Annotated in this window: 9 protein-coding genes; all 9 read right to left on the bottom strand. The window is 74.7% G+C overall.

Annotated elements, in window-relative coordinates; translation table 11 throughout:
- Positions 1-117 precede the first annotated feature (117 nt).
- The 9 genes from G1H19_RS16660 to G1H19_RS16700 all read right to left on the bottom strand — a co-directional run bounded on the left by G1H19_RS16660 (position 118) and on the right by G1H19_RS16700 (position 18,383).
- Positions 118-7,929 carry a DUF4082 domain-containing protein gene (locus tag G1H19_RS16660; protein ID WP_152730879.1) on the bottom strand — a complete coding sequence of 2,604 codons (7,812 nt, stop codon included), beginning with the start codon at positions 7,927-7,929 and terminating at the stop codon, positions 118-120.
- A gap of 247 nt (positions 7,930-8,176) precedes the next feature.
- Positions 8,177-9,271, bottom strand: a complete 1,095-nt coding sequence (locus G1H19_RS16665) for a TolB-like translocation protein (protein WP_152730878.1) — start codon at positions 9,269-9,271, stop codon at positions 8,177-8,179.
- Entirely contained in the window at positions 9,264-10,529 is a 1,266-nt protein-coding gene (locus tag G1H19_RS16670; protein WP_202925919.1) for an MFS transporter, read from the bottom strand. The genes G1H19_RS16665 and G1H19_RS16670 overlap by 8 nt, the downstream gene beginning before the upstream one ends.
- A gap of 165 nt (positions 10,530-10,694) precedes the next feature.
- Positions 10,695-12,077: a sugar transferase gene (locus G1H19_RS16675; RefSeq protein ID WP_162393054.1), complete on the bottom strand. Its 1,383-nt coding sequence runs from the start codon at positions 12,075-12,077 to the stop codon at positions 10,695-10,697.
- A gap of 308 nt (positions 12,078-12,385) precedes the next feature.
- A complete protein-coding gene (pth, locus tag G1H19_RS16680) occupies positions 12,386-13,021 on the bottom strand; it encodes an aminoacyl-tRNA hydrolase (protein WP_235928144.1) in 636 nt (211 codons plus the stop codon).
- Between the two features lie 16 nt (positions 13,022-13,037).
- Positions 13,038-13,727 carry a 50S ribosomal protein L25/general stress protein Ctc gene (locus G1H19_RS16685; protein ID WP_162393053.1) on the bottom strand — a complete coding sequence of 230 codons (690 nt, stop codon included), beginning with the start codon at positions 13,725-13,727 and terminating at the stop codon, positions 13,038-13,040.
- An 81-nt stretch (positions 13,728-13,808) separates the two neighbouring features.
- Complete coding sequence (locus tag G1H19_RS16690) at positions 13,809-15,041, bottom strand: hypothetical protein (RefSeq protein ID WP_152730877.1); 1,233 nt, start codon at positions 15,039-15,041, stop codon at positions 13,809-13,811.
- Positions 15,038-16,594 (bottom strand): right-handed parallel beta-helix repeat-containing protein, encoded by a 1,557-nt coding sequence (locus tag G1H19_RS16695; RefSeq protein ID WP_152730876.1) that lies wholly within the window; start codon positions 16,592-16,594, stop codon positions 15,038-15,040. The genes G1H19_RS16690 and G1H19_RS16695 overlap by 4 nt, the downstream gene beginning before the upstream one ends.
- Before the next feature lie 40 nt (positions 16,595-16,634).
- Positions 16,635-18,383: a tyrosine-protein kinase domain-containing protein gene (locus G1H19_RS16700; protein WP_152730875.1), complete on the bottom strand. Its 1,749-nt coding sequence runs from the start codon at positions 18,381-18,383 to the stop codon at positions 16,635-16,637.
- Between the last annotated feature and the right edge of the window lie 25 nt (positions 18,384-18,408).

The following is an 18,408-nucleotide window of genomic DNA, read 5'->3' on the forward strand; positions in this document are numbered from 1 at the left end:
GCCCCTCACCAGCGCGTCGCGGGCGCGACGCTTCCTGCTGATGGTGACGGCAGGACGAGGCCGCACCTACACTCCGAAAGCGCTCCGTCACCCCGGGGAGTGACGGAGCGGACCCGGTCAGGCGGTGGTGAACGTCCAGGTCACCGGCGCGAGCGTGTTCCCGGCGGCGTCCCGCTGGCCGGACACCGTCACCGTGTACGTCGTCCGGCCGGACAGGAAGAACCAGGGGTTCAGGCGGCCGGTCAGGGTGGCGGCGTCGAACGAGTACGCGGCGGACACCGTGGAGCCGCTGGGCGAGGTGAGCGTCGCGGTCCCCGTGCTCGCCAGCTGCTCGCTGACCTGGAACGTGACGTCGGACGTCGCGGACACGCCGGTGCCGGTGGGCCCGTAGCCGGTGAGCACCGGTGCGGTCGTGTCCGGGGCGGCGCCGGCCGGGGCCGAGGTCACCAGCACGACGTCGACCCAGTAGTTGGCGCCGCTGCCGCTGGTCGACGGGTAGGCACCGGCGGCGCCCGAGACGCCGTTGGCGGTGGCGGACGTGGCCGGGCTGCTCAGGTTGCCGCTGCTCCTCGCCGTGGCGAAGTACGACGGCGTCTCCGACCAGCGGCCGGCCGGAGCGGTGTAGCTGACCACGTAGGTGGTGCCCGCCGTCACCTGCACCGGCTGCGCGAGGGTCGCGGTCTGCCAGCCGGTCGCCGTCTCGTCGCTGAACCGCACCGTGGCCAGCCGCTGGCCGCCCGTGGTCCACACCGACCCGGTGTGCACGCCGGTGGCCCCGGTGCCCTTGTGGAAGCGGACGGCGGTGACCCAGCCACCGGTGAGCGAGCTGAACTTCATGCCCCGCTCGGTGGCCGTCGTGGCGGTCACCGCAGCGGTCGGCGGCACGTCCGCGCTGCCGAACAGGCTGCACGGGCACGGCGGCGTCACCGTGGAGAAGGTGCCGCTGGACGCCGCGGCCAGGGCGTTCCCGGCGAGGTCGGTCGCTGCCGGGACGGCCAGCGTGTACGTGGTCGACCCGGCGAGCGCCGCGGCCGGGGTGAAGGTCGCGGTCCGCTTGTCCGCGCCCAGCGCCACGCTGCCGGTCACGGCACCGGCCGGCCCGGTCAGTGTCACCGTGGCCGCGGTCACCGGCTCGGAGAAGGTCACGACCGGGGTCACCGAGGTGGCCACGCCGGTGGCACCGGCCGTCGGGGAGACGGCGGTGACCGTCGGCGCGGTGGTGTCCGGGGTGCTGCCGTCGCCGTAGACGGCCAGCTCGGCGAACGCCATCCGGTAGGAACCGCCGTCGGACGGGTTGGCCCGCAGTGACGTGCCGGTGACCTTGACGTAGCGCGCTGTCCGGTTGGCGAACGTGGTGCGCTGCACGCCGGTCGGGATCGGGGCGCCGGTGACCGAGGCCACCGTCGTCCACGTCGTGCCGTCGACCGAGGTCGCGATGGTGAAGTCGACCGGGTAGCCGTAGCCCGCGTTGGCCCCGTCGGTGCGCGGCCACACGGTCACCTCGTTGACCGACCGGGCCGCCCCCAGGTCGACCTGGAACCACTCGGTGTGGTTCGTGGTCAGGCTGTTGCTGCTGCGCCAGCCGGCCGAGGACGACGTCGAGGTGAGCACCCCGTCGACCGCCCTGGCCCGGCCCCACGGCGCGACCTCGCTGGAGGAGCTGGCGGTGACCGTCCTGGACAGCGCCAGGTCGACCGGCGTGCTGAACGACCACGTGTACGCGGCAGCGAGGGCGTTGCCGGCCCGGTCCTGCACCGTGCGCACGGTCACCGTGTAGCTGGTGCCGGTGACCAGGGCCGAGGACGGCGTGAACGTGGCGGCGGTGCCCGCGGCGTCCACGGTCGCCGTGCCGGCCACCGCCGTGCCGGAGGGCCCGGTCATGGTCATGGTCAGCGTCGCCGGGGCGACCGGCTCGGAGAACGTCGCCGTCGGGGCCACGGTCAGCGGTGCGCCGGTGGAGGCCGCCCGGGGGCTGACCACGGTGACCGTCGGCGCGGTGGTGTCCGGGGTGGCCCCGTTGCCGAAGACGCCGACCTCGGCGAACTGCATCCGGTAGGAGCCGCTGTCGGCCGGGTTGGCCCGCAGCGACGTCCCGGTCACCTTCACGTAGCGGGCGGTCCGGCTCGCGAAGGTGGCGCGCTGCGCGGTCGTCGGCAGCGCCGCACCGGTGACGGTCGAGACCGTCGCCCAGGTGGTGCCGTCCACCGAGGTCGCGACGGTGGAGTCGACCGGGTACCCGTACCCGGCGTTCGTGCCGTCCGTGCGCGGCCACAGCACGACCTCGTCCACCGACCTGGCGGCGCCCAGGTCGACCTGGAACCACTCGGTGTGGTTCGTGGTCAGGCTGCTGGTGCTGCTCCAGCCGGCCGAGGTCGAGGTCGACGTGAACACGCCGTCCACCGCCTTGGCCCGGCCCCGCGGCGCGACCTCGTCGGAGGAGCTGGCGGTGGCGGTGGCGCCCAGCGCCAGGTCGGTCCGGGTGCTGACCGTGGCCGCCGGGGCGCCCACCGCCGGGGAGGTGCTGCTGTTGCCCGCGGCGTCGGCCGAGACGACCCGGTAGGAGTACGCCGTCCCGGGGACGAGCCCGGTCACGGTGACGCTGTGCGCGAGCACCCCGCCGGGACCGGTCGTCGTGCTGCCGAGCACGGTCGGTGACGTGCCGGACTGCACGGTCGAGGAGGCCGGCTCGTCGGTCGTCCAGGTGATAGTGGCCGACGTGGCGGTGGCCGTGGCCGCGACCGCGGTGACCACCGGGGGTGCGGTGTCGGAGGTGGTGAACGTCCAGCTCACGGGCGTGGCCATGGCGTTGCCCGCGACGTCCCTCGCCGTGGCCGTGGCCGTGTGGCCGGCGACCGAGCCCAGCGCCGCGGCTGGGGTGAACGTGGCCACGGCGCCGCTGAGGGTGACCGCGCCGGCCACCGGCCCGCCGGGGCCGGTCAGGGTGAGGACGACCGACGACGGGTCGACCGGCTCGGAGAACGTGGCGCTGGGGGCGACGGTCCCCGCGACCCCGGTGGCGCCGGCGGCCGGGGTGGTGCCGGTGACCGTCGGCGCGGTGGTGTCACCGACCAGGGAGAACACCGGGTCGACCCAGTAGTTGGTGGCCCCGCCGGAGACCGGGAAGGTCGACGCCGAGCCGTAGGAGTAGACGCCGTTGGGCACGCTGCTCGTCGCCTGCGGCGCCGTCAGCGGCCCGCGGGTCAGCGAGCCGGCGGCGAAGGCGTCCCGGTCGTAGGAGTACCGGCCCACGGTGGTGTGGTAGCTGACCACGTAGGTCGTCCCGGCGGTGACGGGCACCGGCGAGGCGAACTGCACGGTCTGCCAGCCCGAGGACGTCTCGGCGCCGAAGGTGGCGGTCGCCAACCGGGTGCCGTCGGCGCTCCACAGCGAGCCGGTGTGGGTGCCGGTGTTGGCCGCTCCCTTGTAGAAGCGGACGCCGGTCACGTAACCGGAGGTGTCGGAGCTGAAGCGCATGCCCAGTTCCACCGCCGAGCCGTCGGTGGCCGAGGCGATGGCCGGGACCGCCGAGGGCAGGAACAGCGAGCAGGGGCAGGCGGCCGTGGCGGTGGCCGCGGTGGTGAAGCTCGTCGACCCGGTGGTCGCCAGCTGGTTGCCGGCGGTGTCGCGCACCCCGGACACCGTCGCCGTCACCTGGGCGCCGGCCGGCAGCGCCGCGTCGGGCTGGAAGCGCAGCGTGGCGGTGCCGACCAGCGAGGTCGCACCGGTCACCGCGGTGCCCGTCCCGGTGCTGACGGTGATCGTGGCCGAGGCGGCCTGCACCGGCTCGTCGAAGGTGAACTCGACCGGGTCGGTCACCGTCACCGACGCCGCGCCCGTCGCCGGGTAGGTGCCGGTGAGCGTCGGTGCCACCGTGTCGGTCACCGCGGTCGTCTGGAACACGGCGTCGACGGAGTAGCTGGTCGAGCCGTAGGAGGACACCGGGAAGCTCGAGGCAGCGCCGTAGGAGAACACGCCGTTGTGGTCGTCGGCCACGTCGGCCACCGCGCGCAGCGGGGCGTTGTCCAGCGCGCTGGTGAAGGCGCCGGGGCTGGCCGAGTAGTGCCCGTTGGGCGCGTAGTAGGAGACGACGTAGGTCGTCGCGGCGGTGACCGCCACCGGCCGGTCGAAGCTCAGCTGCTGCCAGCCGGTCGCCGTCTCGTTGGTGAACGTGCCGGTGGCCAGCAGCGCGCCGCCGTCGGTCCACAGCGAGCCGGTGTGGGTGCCGGTGTTGCCCGCACCCTTGTAGAAGCGCACGCCGCTGATGTAGCCGGCGATGTCCGTGCGCAGCCGGACACCCAGCTCCACGCCGGCGCTCTCGTCGACGGCGGCGGTGGCCGGCGTCTCGTCCGACAGCAGCGTGCAGGGGCAGACCGTGGGGCCCGACGTGGTGAACGACCAGGTGTACGGGGCGGCCAGCGTGTTGCCGGCCGCGTCCCTGGCCCCGCTGAGGGTCGCGGTGTAGGAGGTGGCGGCGGTCAGCGCGGAGCTCGGCGTGAGGATCACGCTGCGGCCCGACGTGCTGGAGGTGACCGCACCGTCGACCGGGGTGCCGCCCTGGCTCAGGGTGAGGCGCGCGCCGCTGACCGGCTCGGACAGGGTCACCGAGAGCGTGCGGCCCACCCGGACGCTGGTCGCGCCCGGACCCGGGGTGGCGCTGGTGACGACCGGGGCGGTGGTGTCGGCGTCGGAGGTGAAGGTGACGTCGACCCAGTAGTTGCTTCCCCCGCCGTCCCGGGCCGGGAAGCTGCGCGGGCCGTAGGCGTACACGCCGCTGCCCTGCACGGTGATCGGACCGGAGACCACCGGCGCGGTGAGACCACCGGCCGTCACCGAGTAGCCGCCGGCGTCGGTGTGGTAGCTGACGACGTACGTCGTGCCCGCGGTGACCCGCACGGGGCTGCCGAAGGTGATGGTCTGCCAGCCGGTGGTCGACTCCGCGGTGGCGGTGGCGGTGGCCAGCTCCGTCCCGGTGGCCGACCACAGCGTGCCGGTGTGCGTGCCGGTGTTGCCCGCGCCCTTGTAGAACCGGACGCCGGCGACGACGCCGTCGGACTCCACGGTGAACCGCATGCCGAGCTCGACCGCGGCCCGGTCGTCGGCGCTGGTCACGGCCGGCACGGCGGTGTCGTCCCACACGCTGCACGGGCAGGCACCGGCGACGGCCGGGGCCTTCATGGTGGTGAACGTCCAGCTCACCGGGGCGGTGAGCGCGTTGCCGGCGCGGTCGCGGGCGCTGAGCAGGGTGGCCGTGTAGGCGGTGCCCGCGGCGAGCTGCTCGGTCGGCGTGAAGGTCGCCGTCCGGGTGGTGTCGTCGTAGCCGACCGTGCCGGCCAGCGTGCTGCCGGCGGGGTCGGTGAGCTGCATCGCGACGCTGGTGGGCTGCACCGACTCGCTGAGCGCGACGCTCACCGGGCCGGTGCGCGCCACGCTGGACGCCCCCGCCGGCGGTGCGGACGGGCCGGCGGTCGGCGGCAGGGTGTCGGTGGGCTCGACCGTGGTCACGATCGGGTCGACCCAGTAGTTGGTGCTGCCGTAGCTGGCCGTCGGGAACGCCGAGCCGCCGGCGTTGAAGACCCCGGCGGGGGAACCAGCGCCGTCCGGGGCCACCGCGAGCGGCTCGTTGGTCACGCCGGACGTGGCGAAGTAGCCCGCGTCGGCGGCGTACCGGCCGACCGGGGCGTAGTAGGAGGCGACGTAGGTCGTCCCGGCCGTGATCGCCACCGGGGTGGCGAAGATCAGCGTCTGCCAGCCCGACGCCGTCTCACCGGTGAAGGTGCCGGTGGCCAGCCGCTGGCCACCGGTCGACCACAGCGAGCCGGTGTGGGTGCCGGTGTTGCCCGCGCCCTTGTAGAAGCGGACGCCGGTGACGTAGCCGGACGTCGTCATGGAGAACGGCATGCCGAGCTCCAGGGGGGTGGCGTCGTCGGCGGCGGTGGTCGTGGGCACCGCGGCGGTGGCGAAGACGGTGCACGGGCAGGTGCGGGCGCCGACGGAACCACTGACGCCGACCGGCGCGGACAGGTTGGTGCTGTCGTCGACCGCACGCACCCTCACCGACAGGGCGCCGGAGGTGGTGGGCGTGTAGGTGTAGGACCAGGTGGCCCGGCCGGTGGCCGGGTGCCAGGTGGTGCCGCCGTCGACCGAGACCTCGACGCCGGCGACGGCGCCGCCGCCGATGTCGGTCGCGGTGCCGCTGACGGTCACCGGGCTGCCCACCGTGATCGTGTCCTGGGTGCGGGGCGAGCTGATCGTGACCGTCGGTGCGGTGGTGTCGGTGCTGGCCGAGGCCCGCGACAGGTCCCCGGCGAGGGTGCTCGGCTGCACGCCCATGTCGGCGAACACGTTGACCGTGGCCTGGCGCATCGGGGTGTTGGCCACCTGGCCGTCGCCGCTGTGGTCGTCGTCCAGGCCCCAGGACCACTGCACGGTGCCGGCGCCGAACACCAGCGCGCCGCTGGCCTGGTCGCGGTAGAGGCTGAGGTTGTGCCGCGCGGTGCCCGGGGCGTAGGAGGTGCCGTAGTCGTTCTGCAGCACGTCGGCCTCGGCGATCTGCACCGTCGTCTCCGACAGGTGCGCCAGCCCGGCCGGGCGGAAGCCGTTGTCGTAGTCGGCGTCCCACTCGTAGCCCAGGGTCCCGGCCCCGAACGTGTACGTCTGGCCGGCCGGCTGGGCCGCGACCGCGGTGTTGCGCCACAGCCGCATGGCCCCGAACTCCGCCGGCACCGACAGGGCGTCGCGGCGGGAACCGAACCCGTTGCCGTTGACCTTGAACTGCTGGCCGATCAGGGCGTTCTCCGGGGTCGAGCCCGAGCCGAAACGCTGGTCGCGGAACGTGCCCGTCCACGGCACGCTGGCGTCGGCGCGGGCGCCGTCCAGGCTCTCCTTGCGCACCACCATCGACCGGTACGGGGTCGGGGCGCCGGCGACGGAGTCCTCCCAGCGGACCTTCCACCACATCTCGTTGCCGCTGAGGAAGGCCAGGTCGACCCCGGCGGCCTTGGCGGCCTCCACGTGGGAGCGCTGGGCCCCCGACCAGTACTCGTCGTGGCCGACGGACAGGAACAGCTGGTGCGTGATGAGCCGGGCGCCGTCGCGGTCGGTGTCGATGCCGCTGACGTAGGAGACGTCGTAGCCGTTGCTCTCCAGGAACCGGATCATCGGGTACTCGGCGTAGAGCACCTGGCCGGCGGACTCCGACGGGGCGAGCGGGCGGTTGTAGCTGACGGCGTAGGCGCGACCGGCGGCACCGGGGCCGTTGCCGCCGTACAGGCTCGCGCCGCCCCAGGTGTTGTAGGCCTGCCAGGTCGTGTCCGATGTCTGGAACACCACGTCGGAGGCGCCGGCGTCGTCGCGCACGACGAAGGTGACCGAGTTCTGGGCGTCGGTGTCCAGCCGGTGCAGGACGGCGGTGTAGACGCCGGACACCGCCGTGGTCGGCACCGTCCAGCTGGCCGACACGGCCCAGTTCCCGCAGTCGACCATGCCGGTGGCGGGCACGCGCACGCAGTCGGGCTGGGTCTGCGGCAGCGGCACGCTGGGGCTCAGCGAGGTGATCAGCCGCCCGCCGCGGTCGGCGTACCAGCCCAGCCGGTAGACGTCGATGCGGTAGCTCGTGGAGTCGGTGCGCACCTTGAAGTCGACGCGGCCACCGACGTTCGTGCTCATGTCGGCGGTGAAGCCCTCGATGCTGGTGTCCGGGGTGATCTTCCACGCCTCGGTGCCGGGCTTGGTGTTCTCGCAGGCGACGGGGTTGGTCAGCGGGAGCGCGCACAGGTCGACGGCCGCCCGGGCGGCGGGCGGGGAGGCGAACGTCAGCCCGACCATCGCCGTCAGGGTGACCGCGAGCGCGGCCAGGGCGCGCCGGACCGTCGCAGGTCCACGCCGGGGCTGGACCCCGCCGAGCGGGTACACGTGCGGGACCGCGGTCATCGAGCTCTCCCCCTGGCTGCCGGCCCTGCCGGTCAGCCCATGGACGCCCGGGACGTGGGGTCACGGAGCGTGGTGTCCTACCTGTCGACCACGGAACGCAGTCGACTCGCCCATGAGACGGCAGCCGGGGGGCCGGTGAGAAGCGCAGTGGACACGGGTTCACCCGTTGTGGCAGGTCCTGGGCCCGAGATCCCCCCGGACGGGTGCCGCTCGACTCCCGCGCGCGGGCAGCAGTGAGGGTGGGCGATCAGTCCCGCGCGGGGACGACGACCGACGGCGACGAGGCGTCCGGCACGAGGCGCGTCGCGGGACGGCCGTCGATCGGGGCGGCCCAGACGTCGGAGTCGACGGTGGCGGCCACCCCCCGGCCGACGGCGTAGGCCACCGTGTCCGCGTCCAGCCAGGCGACCTGGTCGTCGACCACGCGGCCCTCCGGCAGCGCGGTGAGCCGGCCCGAGTCCGCCGACCACGCGACGAAGCGGTCGCTGCCGGACTGGGCGTCCTGCTGCTTGTAGACCACGTGCGCGGCGTCCGGCGAGACCGACGGGCAGGCGCCGTCGTCGGCCACCACCTGCATCGTGCGGGTCGAGGCGTCGCCCCGGACCAGCAGCCGGCGTCCACCGGTGCCCAGCGTGGCGTAGAAGCCGGGGCCGTCGCCGATGAAGCTGACGCCCCAGTAGTTGCGGTCCACCGCGGTCACCGGCACCCCGTCACGGGTGGTGACCCACTGCTCGAGGTCCGGGAGCTCGCGGCCGGTCGGCACGTCGGTGAGGACGGTCCGGGTGCTGAACTGGGCATCGGTGTAGGCGTGCCCGGTGACGAACACCGTGGACGCGGCCCAGCTGCCCGCGGCGGACATCCGGGCCCGGCTGGGGATGCCCCCGAGCTCGGTCGTGGACACCACGCGCATCGAGGCATCGAGGAGGATCGAGCGGTAGGTGGTCACCAGCCCCGGCACCTCCTGCAGGCACAGGCCGGCCCGCGGCGAGGCCGCGACCCGGGCGCACGCGAGGTCGACGATCGCCCGCGGGCCGGCCGGGTCGGACACCGGCACCAGCGCGATCTTGCCGTAGCTGGGCCCGGGCTCGGTGTTGCGCACCACCAGGTGCGGGACGGCGAGCACGTCGTCGACCGCCAGCCGGGTGCGGCCCGCCTCGGCGTCGGCCGCCGAGGCGGCGGCCCGGACCTGCGCCGACCGGCTCCACGCGAGGTACCCGCCGGTGCCGGCCAGCAGCAGCACCAGCACCACGACGACGGCGACCACCCGGGCGCGTCCCGGCCCCGCGTCGGTGCCCCGGAGGTCCGGGCGGGTGCGCGTGGTCCGATCGGGCCGCTCAGCCACCGGAGGCCACCGGTGCCCGGCGCGTCCCGTTCTCGGCGTCGCGCAGCAGACGCCAGGTCACGGGCAGGCCGGCGACGAGGGCGGCGACGAAGACGGTCATCGCGGTGTCCTGGTCCAGCGCCGACCAGAGCAGGCCGAAGAGGACCGCCGAGACGAGCCGGCCCGCGGCGAGGGCCGTCTGGACCAGCGCGATCCCGGACCCGCGCAGCGGGGCGGGGGTCAGCGATGCGGCGAGCGCGGCCAACACACCGTCGGTCGCCGCGTAGTAGACGCCCAGCGCGCCGAGCACCAGCACGAGCAGGGCCGGACCGGGCAGACCGGCGCCCCACCGCAGGGCGGCGTAGCAGAGCAGCAGCGCCCCGTGGCCGCCGACGAGCACCGGCACGCGGCCGACCCGGTCGGCCAGCCGGCCCAACGGGACGGCGAGCACGAGGTAGGCGACCGCGGTACCCACGAACAGCAGCGGGAACGCCGTGGCGCTGACCGCGTCGCGGTCGCGGAGCAGGAGGTAGAGGAAGCCGTCGCTGACCGTCAGCGCGCCCAGGGCCAGGGCGGCCAGGGCCACCCGCCGCAGCGACACGTCGCGGACCAGCCCGGCCAGCGACCGCAGCCGGACGGCGACGGCGCCGGCCACGGCGGGCCGTTCCCGGACGAAGGCCCACAGCACCGTGCAGCCGGCCGCGGCGAAGGCGGCGCTGGTGAGGAAGACGCTGTCGTAGTCGTCGGGCAGGTACAGCAGCAGCGCGAACGCGACCAGCGGGCCCAGCAGTGCACCGGCGGTGTCCATCGCGCGGTGGACACCGAACGCGCGCCCCAGCAGCTCCTCGGGCACCGCCGCTGCGATCAACGCGTCCCGCGGCGCCGTCCGCAGGCCCTTGCCGGTGCGGTCGACGGCCAGGACCGCGCCGATGCCGGTGGGCGAGGACACCGCCAGCAGCCCGAGCTTGCACACCGCGGACAGCCCGTAGCCGACCTGGGCGGTCACCTTCGGCCGGGCGAAGCGGTCGGCGACGTACCCGCCGAGCAGGCGCACCAGCACCGTGACGCCCTGGTAGAGGCCGTCCAGCACGCCGAAGGCCAGCGGGGACAGCCCGAGCGCCATGGTCAGGTAGAGCGGCAGCACGGCGGTGACCATCTCCGAGGAGACGTCGGTGAGCAGGCTGACCGTGCCGAGGGCGACGACCGTGCCGCCCACGCGGGTGGTGCTGCGTCCCGGCGGCGGGGGTCCCCCCGGGAGGTCGCGGACGGAGGTGTACACCGCCACCTCCTGACCTTGCCGATCGTCGGTACCGCCGGCGCCCGCGGGCGGGCGCGCCGGCCACCCTCGGGCCGGTCACCCTGGTCATCGGCAGCCGGCGCGGCCGACCGGCAGGCGTGCACGGCAGCGTCACCCGGGCGGGTGACCCGGGCGGCCGGGCGACGGTCAGTAGGCGCCGGAGCTGGACAGCACGGCCCGCGCGGTCTTCCACAGGATCAGCAGGTCCATCGCCAGCGACCAGTTCTCCACGTACCGCAGGTCCAGCCGGACGGCGTCCTCCCAGGCCAGGTCGCTGCGACCGGAGATCTGCCACAGCCCGGTGAGCCCCGGCTTGACCAGCAGCCGGCGGCTGACCTGGTCGTCGTAGCGGGCCACCTCGCGGGGCAGCGGGGGCCGGGGGCCGACCAGGGACATCGAGCCGCCGAGCACGTTGAGCAGCTGCGGGACCTCGTCGACGGAGAAGCGCCGCATCCAGCGGCCCACCCGGGTGATCCGGGGGTCCTCGCGCATCTTGAACAGCAGGCCGTCGGACTCGTTGGCGGCGTCCAGTCCGGCGAGCTGCTGGTCGGCGTCGACCACCATGCTGCGGAACTTGACCATGGTGAACGGCTCCCCGCGCAGGCCGATCCGCTCCTGGCGGTAGAACACCGGGCCCGGTGAGGACATCCGCACGGTGAGCGCGACGGCCAGCAGCAGCGGTGACAGCAGCACCAGGGCCGACCCGGCGACCGAGCGGTCGACCAGGCCCTTGACCACCCGCCGCCAGCCGGTGAACTGCGGCTCCTCCACCGACAGCAGCGGCAGGCCCTCGAAGGGCCGGATGTGCAGCCGGGGGCCGGCCACCTCCACCAGTCCCGGGGCGACCAGCAGCTCGATGCCGGTGCCCTCCAGCTGCCAGGACAGCCGGCGCAGGTACTCGGCGGCGGTCTCGCTGGCCGAGGTCACGGCGATGGTGTCCGCCCGCAGGCGCGCGGCCAGGTCGACGACGTCGTCCAGGCTCCCCACCGGGAGGTCGACCAGCCGGCGGAAGCGCTCGCGGTCGGCGGGCGTCACGCAGGCGGCGACCACCTCCAGGCCGGCGAAGCGCTCCCGGTCCAGCTGGCGCACCAGTGTCAGGGCTGCGCCGCCCCGGCCCACGACGACCACCCGCTTGGTGCACCGCCCGGTCGCCCGCAGCCGGCGCAGCTGCCGGCGGGCGCCGTAGCGCACCAGCAGGCCGACCGCGGTGAGCCCGGGGACGGCGACGACGACCAGCGACCGGCTCAGCTCCAGACCGAAGGCGTAGGAGGTGAAGCCCACCGTGGCCAGCCCGAGCAGGCCCGCCCGGAGGACCCGGCGGTACTCGTCGCTGCCGGTGCCGATGAGCCGGCCGTCGTAGGTGCCGGCCGCCGACAGCAGCAGCGGCCACACGACCAGCAGGCTGAGCGCTGCCCAGGTGAGCGTGGAGTCCCGGGCGACGACGCCGTCGCGGGTGAGCACCACCAGTCCACCCGCGACGGCACCGGCGAGCACGTCGGCGGCGCCGAGACCGGCGAGGTACCAGCGCACCCACGCCGGGCGGGGCCGGCGGAGCGCCGCGCGGACCGGGGCTGCGGAACGGGACGGGACGGGCGTCCCGCCGGCTCCCGAGCCGGTCCCGGCATGCTCCAGCAGCACGTGCACCCCCGCGGTCGTCGGACAGGCGCCCGGCGAGCGTGCGTGGGGAGGGACGTCCCGGTCACCGGGCTCCTCGTGCCGCTGCGTCGGGCCGTGACCCGACGATCCCCGCGGGTCCGGCTCGCCGACAAGGGGGACGGCGCCCGCGTCACCCGTCCGGGCGGGTGACGCGGGCCGGCTCGGTGGCCCGTCCTCGCAGGTCAGGTGCGGGGGTGCACCACGTTCTGGGCGGCTTCCAGGCCGTGTGCCAGCAGCTCCTCGACGGCGTCCGCGGCCTCGGCGAGGAGCAGGTCGAGCACCTTGCGCTCGGTGGACGAGAAGTCCTTGAGCACGAAGTCGGCCGGGTCCTGCCGGCCGGGCGGGCGCCCGATGCCCACCCGCACCCGGAGGTAGTCCTTGGTGCCGGTGGAGCGGGTGATCGACCGCAGCCCGTTGTGGCCGCCCTCGCCGCCGCCGCGCTTGAGCCGCACGGCCTCGAAGGGGATGTCGAGCTCGTCGTGCACGACGACCAGTTGCTCGGGTGCCAGGTGGTGGTAGTCGAGCAGGCCGCGGACCGGGCCACCGGACTCGTTCATGTAGGTGGTGGGCTGGGCGAGGACGACCTTGCGGCCGGCGAGGCGACCCTCACCGGACACCGACCGCGCCCGCGGGCCCTTGCCCGGCGAGAGCTTCGTGCCCACCCGCTCGGCCAGCAGGCCGAGCACCATGGCGCCCACGTTGTGCCGGTTCCCGGCGTAGCCGGGACCGGGGTTGCCGAGCCCGACCACCAGGACGGGCCCGTCGGGCAGCGGCCCGGGGGCACCGGCGGTGCCGGGGCCCCCGGGGTCGGTGCTCACGATCGAGCGGGGTCGCTCAGGAGGACTTCTCGGCGGAGTCCATCGACTCGCCGCTGCCCTGGTCGGACGGCTCGGGCACGACGTCGCCGTCGGCGTCGGACTCCTCGCGCTCGATGCCGGCCTCGGCCTCGGCCTCCTCCAGCTCGGCCTCGAGCTGCTCGGCGGTCGGGGCACCCAGGAAGCCGATGACCAGCTGGTCGGGCTCGGTGACCAGCGTCGAGCCGGCCGGCAGGCGCAGGTCGCCGGCGGTGACGTTGTTGCCGGCGGTGCGGCCGGTGATGTCCAGCTCGATCGAGTCGGGCAGGTTGGTCGCGTCGGCCTCGATGGACACGGTGTTCAGCTGCAGGTTGCTGATCGTGTCGGGGGCGGGCTCGCCGGTGATGACCACCGGGACGTCGACGGTGGTCTTCTCACCGCGGCGGACGACGACGAGGTCGACGTGCTCGTGCCGGCGGGAGATCGGGTCGCGCTGCACGGCCTTGGTGAGGGCCAGCTGGTCCTTGCCGTCGAGCTCGATGGTCAGCAGGGCGTTGCCGCCGCCGTTGCGCAGCGCCGCGGCGAACTCGCGGGCGGGCAGCGACAGGTGGATCACGTCCTGGCCGTGCCCGTACATGACGGCGGGGATGCGGCCCTCGCGGCGGGTCCGGCGGGCGCTGCCCTTGCCGAACTCGGTGCGGGGCTCGGCGACGAGGCGGTAGTCGGCCACGGTGGTGTGCTCCTGTCCAGGTGGATCGGGTCTGCGTGCCCGGTCGGCGACGACCGCGACACACCCCGGGGTCTCCCCCACCTACAGGCGCGCACGTCGATCACGGAGCAACGGCCGGTGCCGTCTCCCTCGCCGGGCAACCTGCTCATCGTAGACCGAGCCCATGGCGACCGCGAGCACGACCGCCGAGAAGACGTTGTTGAAGGCCGAGACGGACAGCCCGCTGACCCAGATCAACGTCAGCAGTGCCAGCGTCTCGCGACGTCCCGTGCCCGAGCGGCGCAGTCCGTACCAGATCAGCCCGGTGAGCAGCACCATGCCCAGCAGCCCGTGGTCGAACACCACGCGCAGGACGTAGGAGTGCAGGATCACCGAGTAGCACACGCCCGGGTCGGTCGAGCTGAACAGCGGCGTGTAGTAGGAGAGGCTCTGGCACGAACCCGGGGTCAGCGGCGTCAGCGGTGGGGACCCGAGCAGCCACTCCAGCACCGACCAGTCCTGCACCTCGTAGCGGAACGTGTCCAGGAAGTTGAGCCGGTCGAGGCGGGCACCCGCATCGAACTGAGCGCGGCCGAGGAACACCGCCGCCGCCGCGCCCACGACCAGCGCCACCCGGGCCACGAGCAGCGGCCAGGCGCGGGGGCCCGTGCGGCGGTCGAGGAAGAGGACGACGACCAGCAGGCCCAGCGCGGCACTCCTCGAGCCGGACAGCAGGACGATGACGACCAGGGCGCCGAGCACCCAGCCGCGCCGGCTGCCCAGGTGGGGGTCGGCCAGGAGGAACAGTCCGAGCAGCATGACCAGCTCGAAGTTGTTCTCCAGGTACACGCCGGGACGGTCCGCCAGTCCGAGCACCGCCGAGTACCCGTACTTCACGAGGAACACGACCACCAGGAACGTGGTGAACCGGGCCAGCCGCGCCCGGTCGAACACCCCGGAGCCGACCAGCGCCCCGAGCAACGCGACGTAGACGAAGGCCTTGTACGCCTGGAGGAAGTCCACGGCACTCGCCGAGCTGAAGAAGACCAGCACGAGCGCCTTGAGGACGACGTACCCGGCGCCCACACCGGTCAGCACCGTGCCCGCCGGTGTCATCCGCCCGATCCCCATCAGGGCGACGAGGACGAAGACCACCTCCAGGACGGTCTGGGCCGGCACGGCCGAGAACCGTCCTGGCGAGAGGAGGCCGATGACGGCCAGCAGGCCGAGCCCGCCGTAGAGCAGGCGTTCCTGACCGCTCGGCCGGTCACGCAGCAGGGGCGGCGTGGCGCGGCGTGTCGCCGGCCCCCACCGCCGGAGCTCGGCGAGGGTCACGTCACCTCCAGCCCGACGCGCCAGGCCGTGGGGCCGGTGTTGCGCACCGACACCTCCAGCACGGCCCCGTCCGGCTGCACCGACGCCGACACCTGGAGGACGCCGTCCGTCGTGCCGAACGACGTCCCGACCACGTTCTGCACAGCGCCGACCGTCACGGCGGCGGGGCCGTCGTCCCGGGAGACCAGCAGCGTCGTCTCGGCGGCCGCTCGACTGCCGTCGGCGCCGTCCCGGGCGACGAGCCGCACCCGGTAGGCGGTGCCGAGCGACCCGGTGGGCACACCGCCGAGGGCCACCGGCAGCGACCCCGAGGACAGTGCCGGCGTGCTGAACTCCCCGCCGGCGACGAACGCCCGTGACCCCGGCAGGTCCTGCACCCCGGCGACACCGATGTTCAGCATGCTGTGGGTGCGGGACGCCCCCTGCGCCCCGGCGACGGCGACGCCGGACGTCTGCCCGGTCAGTTCGTTGCCGATGTAGCCGACGTCGGCACCGCCCTCCTCGCGGACGGCGACGGACGGCGACCGGTACCCGGCGTCGTCGTCGTCCCGCCCGGCGCCGGTGGCCACACCCGTCAGCAGGAACGACCGGCAGTCCCGCTGGTAGAGATGGCAGTCGTCCTCGGGGGAGTCCTCCGCGAGGCGTCCGTTGCGGCGCAGGACGACGCCGGTCACGGTCGTGTGCTCGCACTCCACGACCCGGATCCCGGTCCTGCCGTTGCGGTCGACGACCCCACCCACCACCACGTTGTGCAGGGCCTGGAAGACGTCGATGCCGTGCCCGTCGTTCCACTCCACCTTGTTGCCGAGCAGGGTGTTGTCGTTGGCGCCGGCGCCGAGGCTGATGCCCTCCGAACCGTTGGCGTTGACGGTGCACGACACGATCATCGAGTCGACCACGTCCTTGATCCCGACGTCGTTCTCGTGCACCTGGCAGCCGGTCAGCACGGTCCCGCTGACGTAGTCGCCGTCGTACCCGACGGACCCGTCGGTCATGGTGACCCGGTCCAGCACGACCCCGAACCCCGCCGGCCGGACGGCGGGACCGGTGCGGCCCTGCCCCTCCACGGCGATGTCGGTGACCCGGCCGAACGCACCGACGGTCAGCACCGGGGCGGTCATCCCGGGCGCCCGCGCTCGCAGCCGGGCCCCGGACCCGGCCCGGCCGGCGTAGGTGCGAGCCGACGGGCCGCTCAGCGTCTGCCCGGCGCGCAGCACCACGCCGTCGACCAGGTGCACGCCGTCCGGGAGCCAGAGCCGCGCACCGTCCGCGGCCGCGTCCACCACCGCCTGCAGGCCCGCCGTGCTGTCCGTCGTGCCCGTCGGGTCGATCCCCCGACCGGCGAGCACGGTGCTGCCGGCGGGAGCGGCCACGGCGACGCGCTCGTCGCCGGCGGTCACCCGCCCCACCACCGCGGCGGTGGCCACGGACCCGCCGACCACGGCGCCGGCGATGAACCCGCGCCGGCCGAGCCGACGCCCAGGGGCCGGGGCGACGTCCCCGCCGTCGGCGTGCCCGACTCCCCCGGGATCCGACGTCGGCGGGACCGTCATGGCAGCTCCCGCCCCGGGGGTGCTCCGGGACGGCCGGTGGTCACCCCCGGGTACCGGGCTCATCGAGCCACGACTCCGGCCAGCCGGCGGGCGTCCTCGCGTCGTGCCCGGACGTGTCGCGTCCGGCCGGGCCGCCGGCACCCGGGCCGCTGCCGATCTGCCGGGCGTCCCCGGTCGGCTCCCCGACGTCGTCGCCGGGTGCCGACGTCCCGGCCCGGGTGGCGACGACCCGGGCGACACCGTTGGAGGAGCCGCCGGGCCGCCGACCGGTGGTCGGCACGGCAGCGGGTCCGGCGGCCGGGACAGGGCCGCCGGCGCCGTCCCGACGGCCACGCGGAGGGCTCGTCGACACCGGGTCAGCGCCCCGCGTCCTCGCCGGTCGCGGCGACGGACCGACCGGGGGGCTGTCGCCCCGGTGGGCGGGTCCGGGAGCCAGGACCGACCCCAGCTCCCCGTGAGCGGGCACGTGCGTCAGGACGGTCCCGAGCAGCTGCGCACCGACGGCGTCGAGGGCGCTGACGGCCTCCGCCAGCTCGGTCTCGGTGGTCTCGCCGTACCCGGCGACGAGCAGCACCCCGTCCGCCTCGGCGGCGAGGGCGCGGCTGACGGCGAACGGGAGCAGCGGAGCGGCGGCGACCAGCACGACGTCGACGTCGGCGAGCAGCCCGTCCAGCACCCCGGCCATCCGCGTGGGCGCGACGACCCGCCCGGGGTCCGCCTGGGCCCGTCCGGCCCCGAGGACGGTGAACCCGTGGGACCCGGAGAACTGGAGGACGTCGCCGAGCACGGCGTCGCCGGCCAGGACGTCGGCGAGCCCGGCACCGGCGACCATGCCCAGCCGCTCGACCAGTCCCGGCCGCCCGGGATCGGCGTCCACGACGGCCACGGAGCGCCCGCTCTCCACGAGGGCCTCGGCCAGGTGGATCGCGACCGCATCGACGCCGTCGGCAGGCACGGGGCTGCTGAGCACCACCACCTCCGGGGGCGGCCCGCCGGCGAGGTGCTGCAGGTTGACGGCGAGCTGCCGGTACTGCTCCGGGGCACCGGTGACGCCGGACTCGCGATCACCGAAGAGCACACCGGCGACGCGCCCGCCGGTCGACTCCTCCACCTGCCGCCTGCCGCGGACCGTCCGGTCGAACACCGCGCGGGTGACCACCACGGCGGCCCCGACCAGCAGGCCCACCGCCAGGCCGAACGTCGCGTTCCGGGCCAGCACGTCACTGGGCGCCGGCGTGCTGGGCTCGTCGGTCAGCGAGACCACCACCGGCGCACGGTCGCTGTTCGCGGTCTCCAGACCGGCGACCAGGCGCGGGAACTCGACGGCGACCGCCGTCGACACCCGGCGTGCGACGTCCCGGGAGGAGTCGCTCACGGTGACGTCGATCAGCACCGTGCCGGTCACCGTCGACGCCCGGATGTCCGACGCCACGCGCTCCGGCGTCACCGCCCAGTCCACCCGGTCGGCCACCCGGGCCGCCAACTCGGCTCCGGTGAGCAGTTCCGTGTAGGACGCCACCCGCTGCTGGGCCAGCTGCTCGCCCTGCAGGGCGTCACTCGCGCTGGACGAGCCGGCCGTGGACACGAAGAACTGCAGCCGACTCGAGTAGGAGGGCCCGAGGACCACCGTCACGAGTGCCGCCGCGAGCCCGCCGAGGAGAGCGGCCACCAGGACGACCACCCACCCACGCCGCAGCGCTGCCCAGACTGCTCTCGGTTCCACGACTCCCCTGTCAGGTGTTCGGTGGTGCGGTCGTCCCCCAGCCGTCCCCCGCGGCCAGCTTGTCATGTGGGTCCCGTCTCCCCCGGCATCG

It is taken from the genome of Goekera deserti (assembly GCF_010685995.1).
GTDB lineage: Bacteria > Actinomycetota > Actinomycetes > Mycobacteriales > Geodermatophilaceae > Goekera > Goekera deserti.

Excerpts from the sequence above, each read along its gene's own strand:
- G1H19_RS16700 (WP_152730875.1), bottom strand. The coding sequence starts at position 18,383 with ATGACAAGCTGGCCGCGGGGGACGGCTGGGGGACGACCGCACCACCGA.
- G1H19_RS16695 (WP_152730876.1), bottom strand. The coding sequence starts at position 16,594 with ATGACGGTCCCGCCGACGTCGGATCCCGGGGGAGTCGGGCACGCCGAC.
- G1H19_RS16660 (WP_152730879.1), bottom strand. The coding sequence starts at position 7,929 with ATGACCGCGGTCCCGCACGTGTACCCGCTCGGCGGGGTCCAGCCCCGG.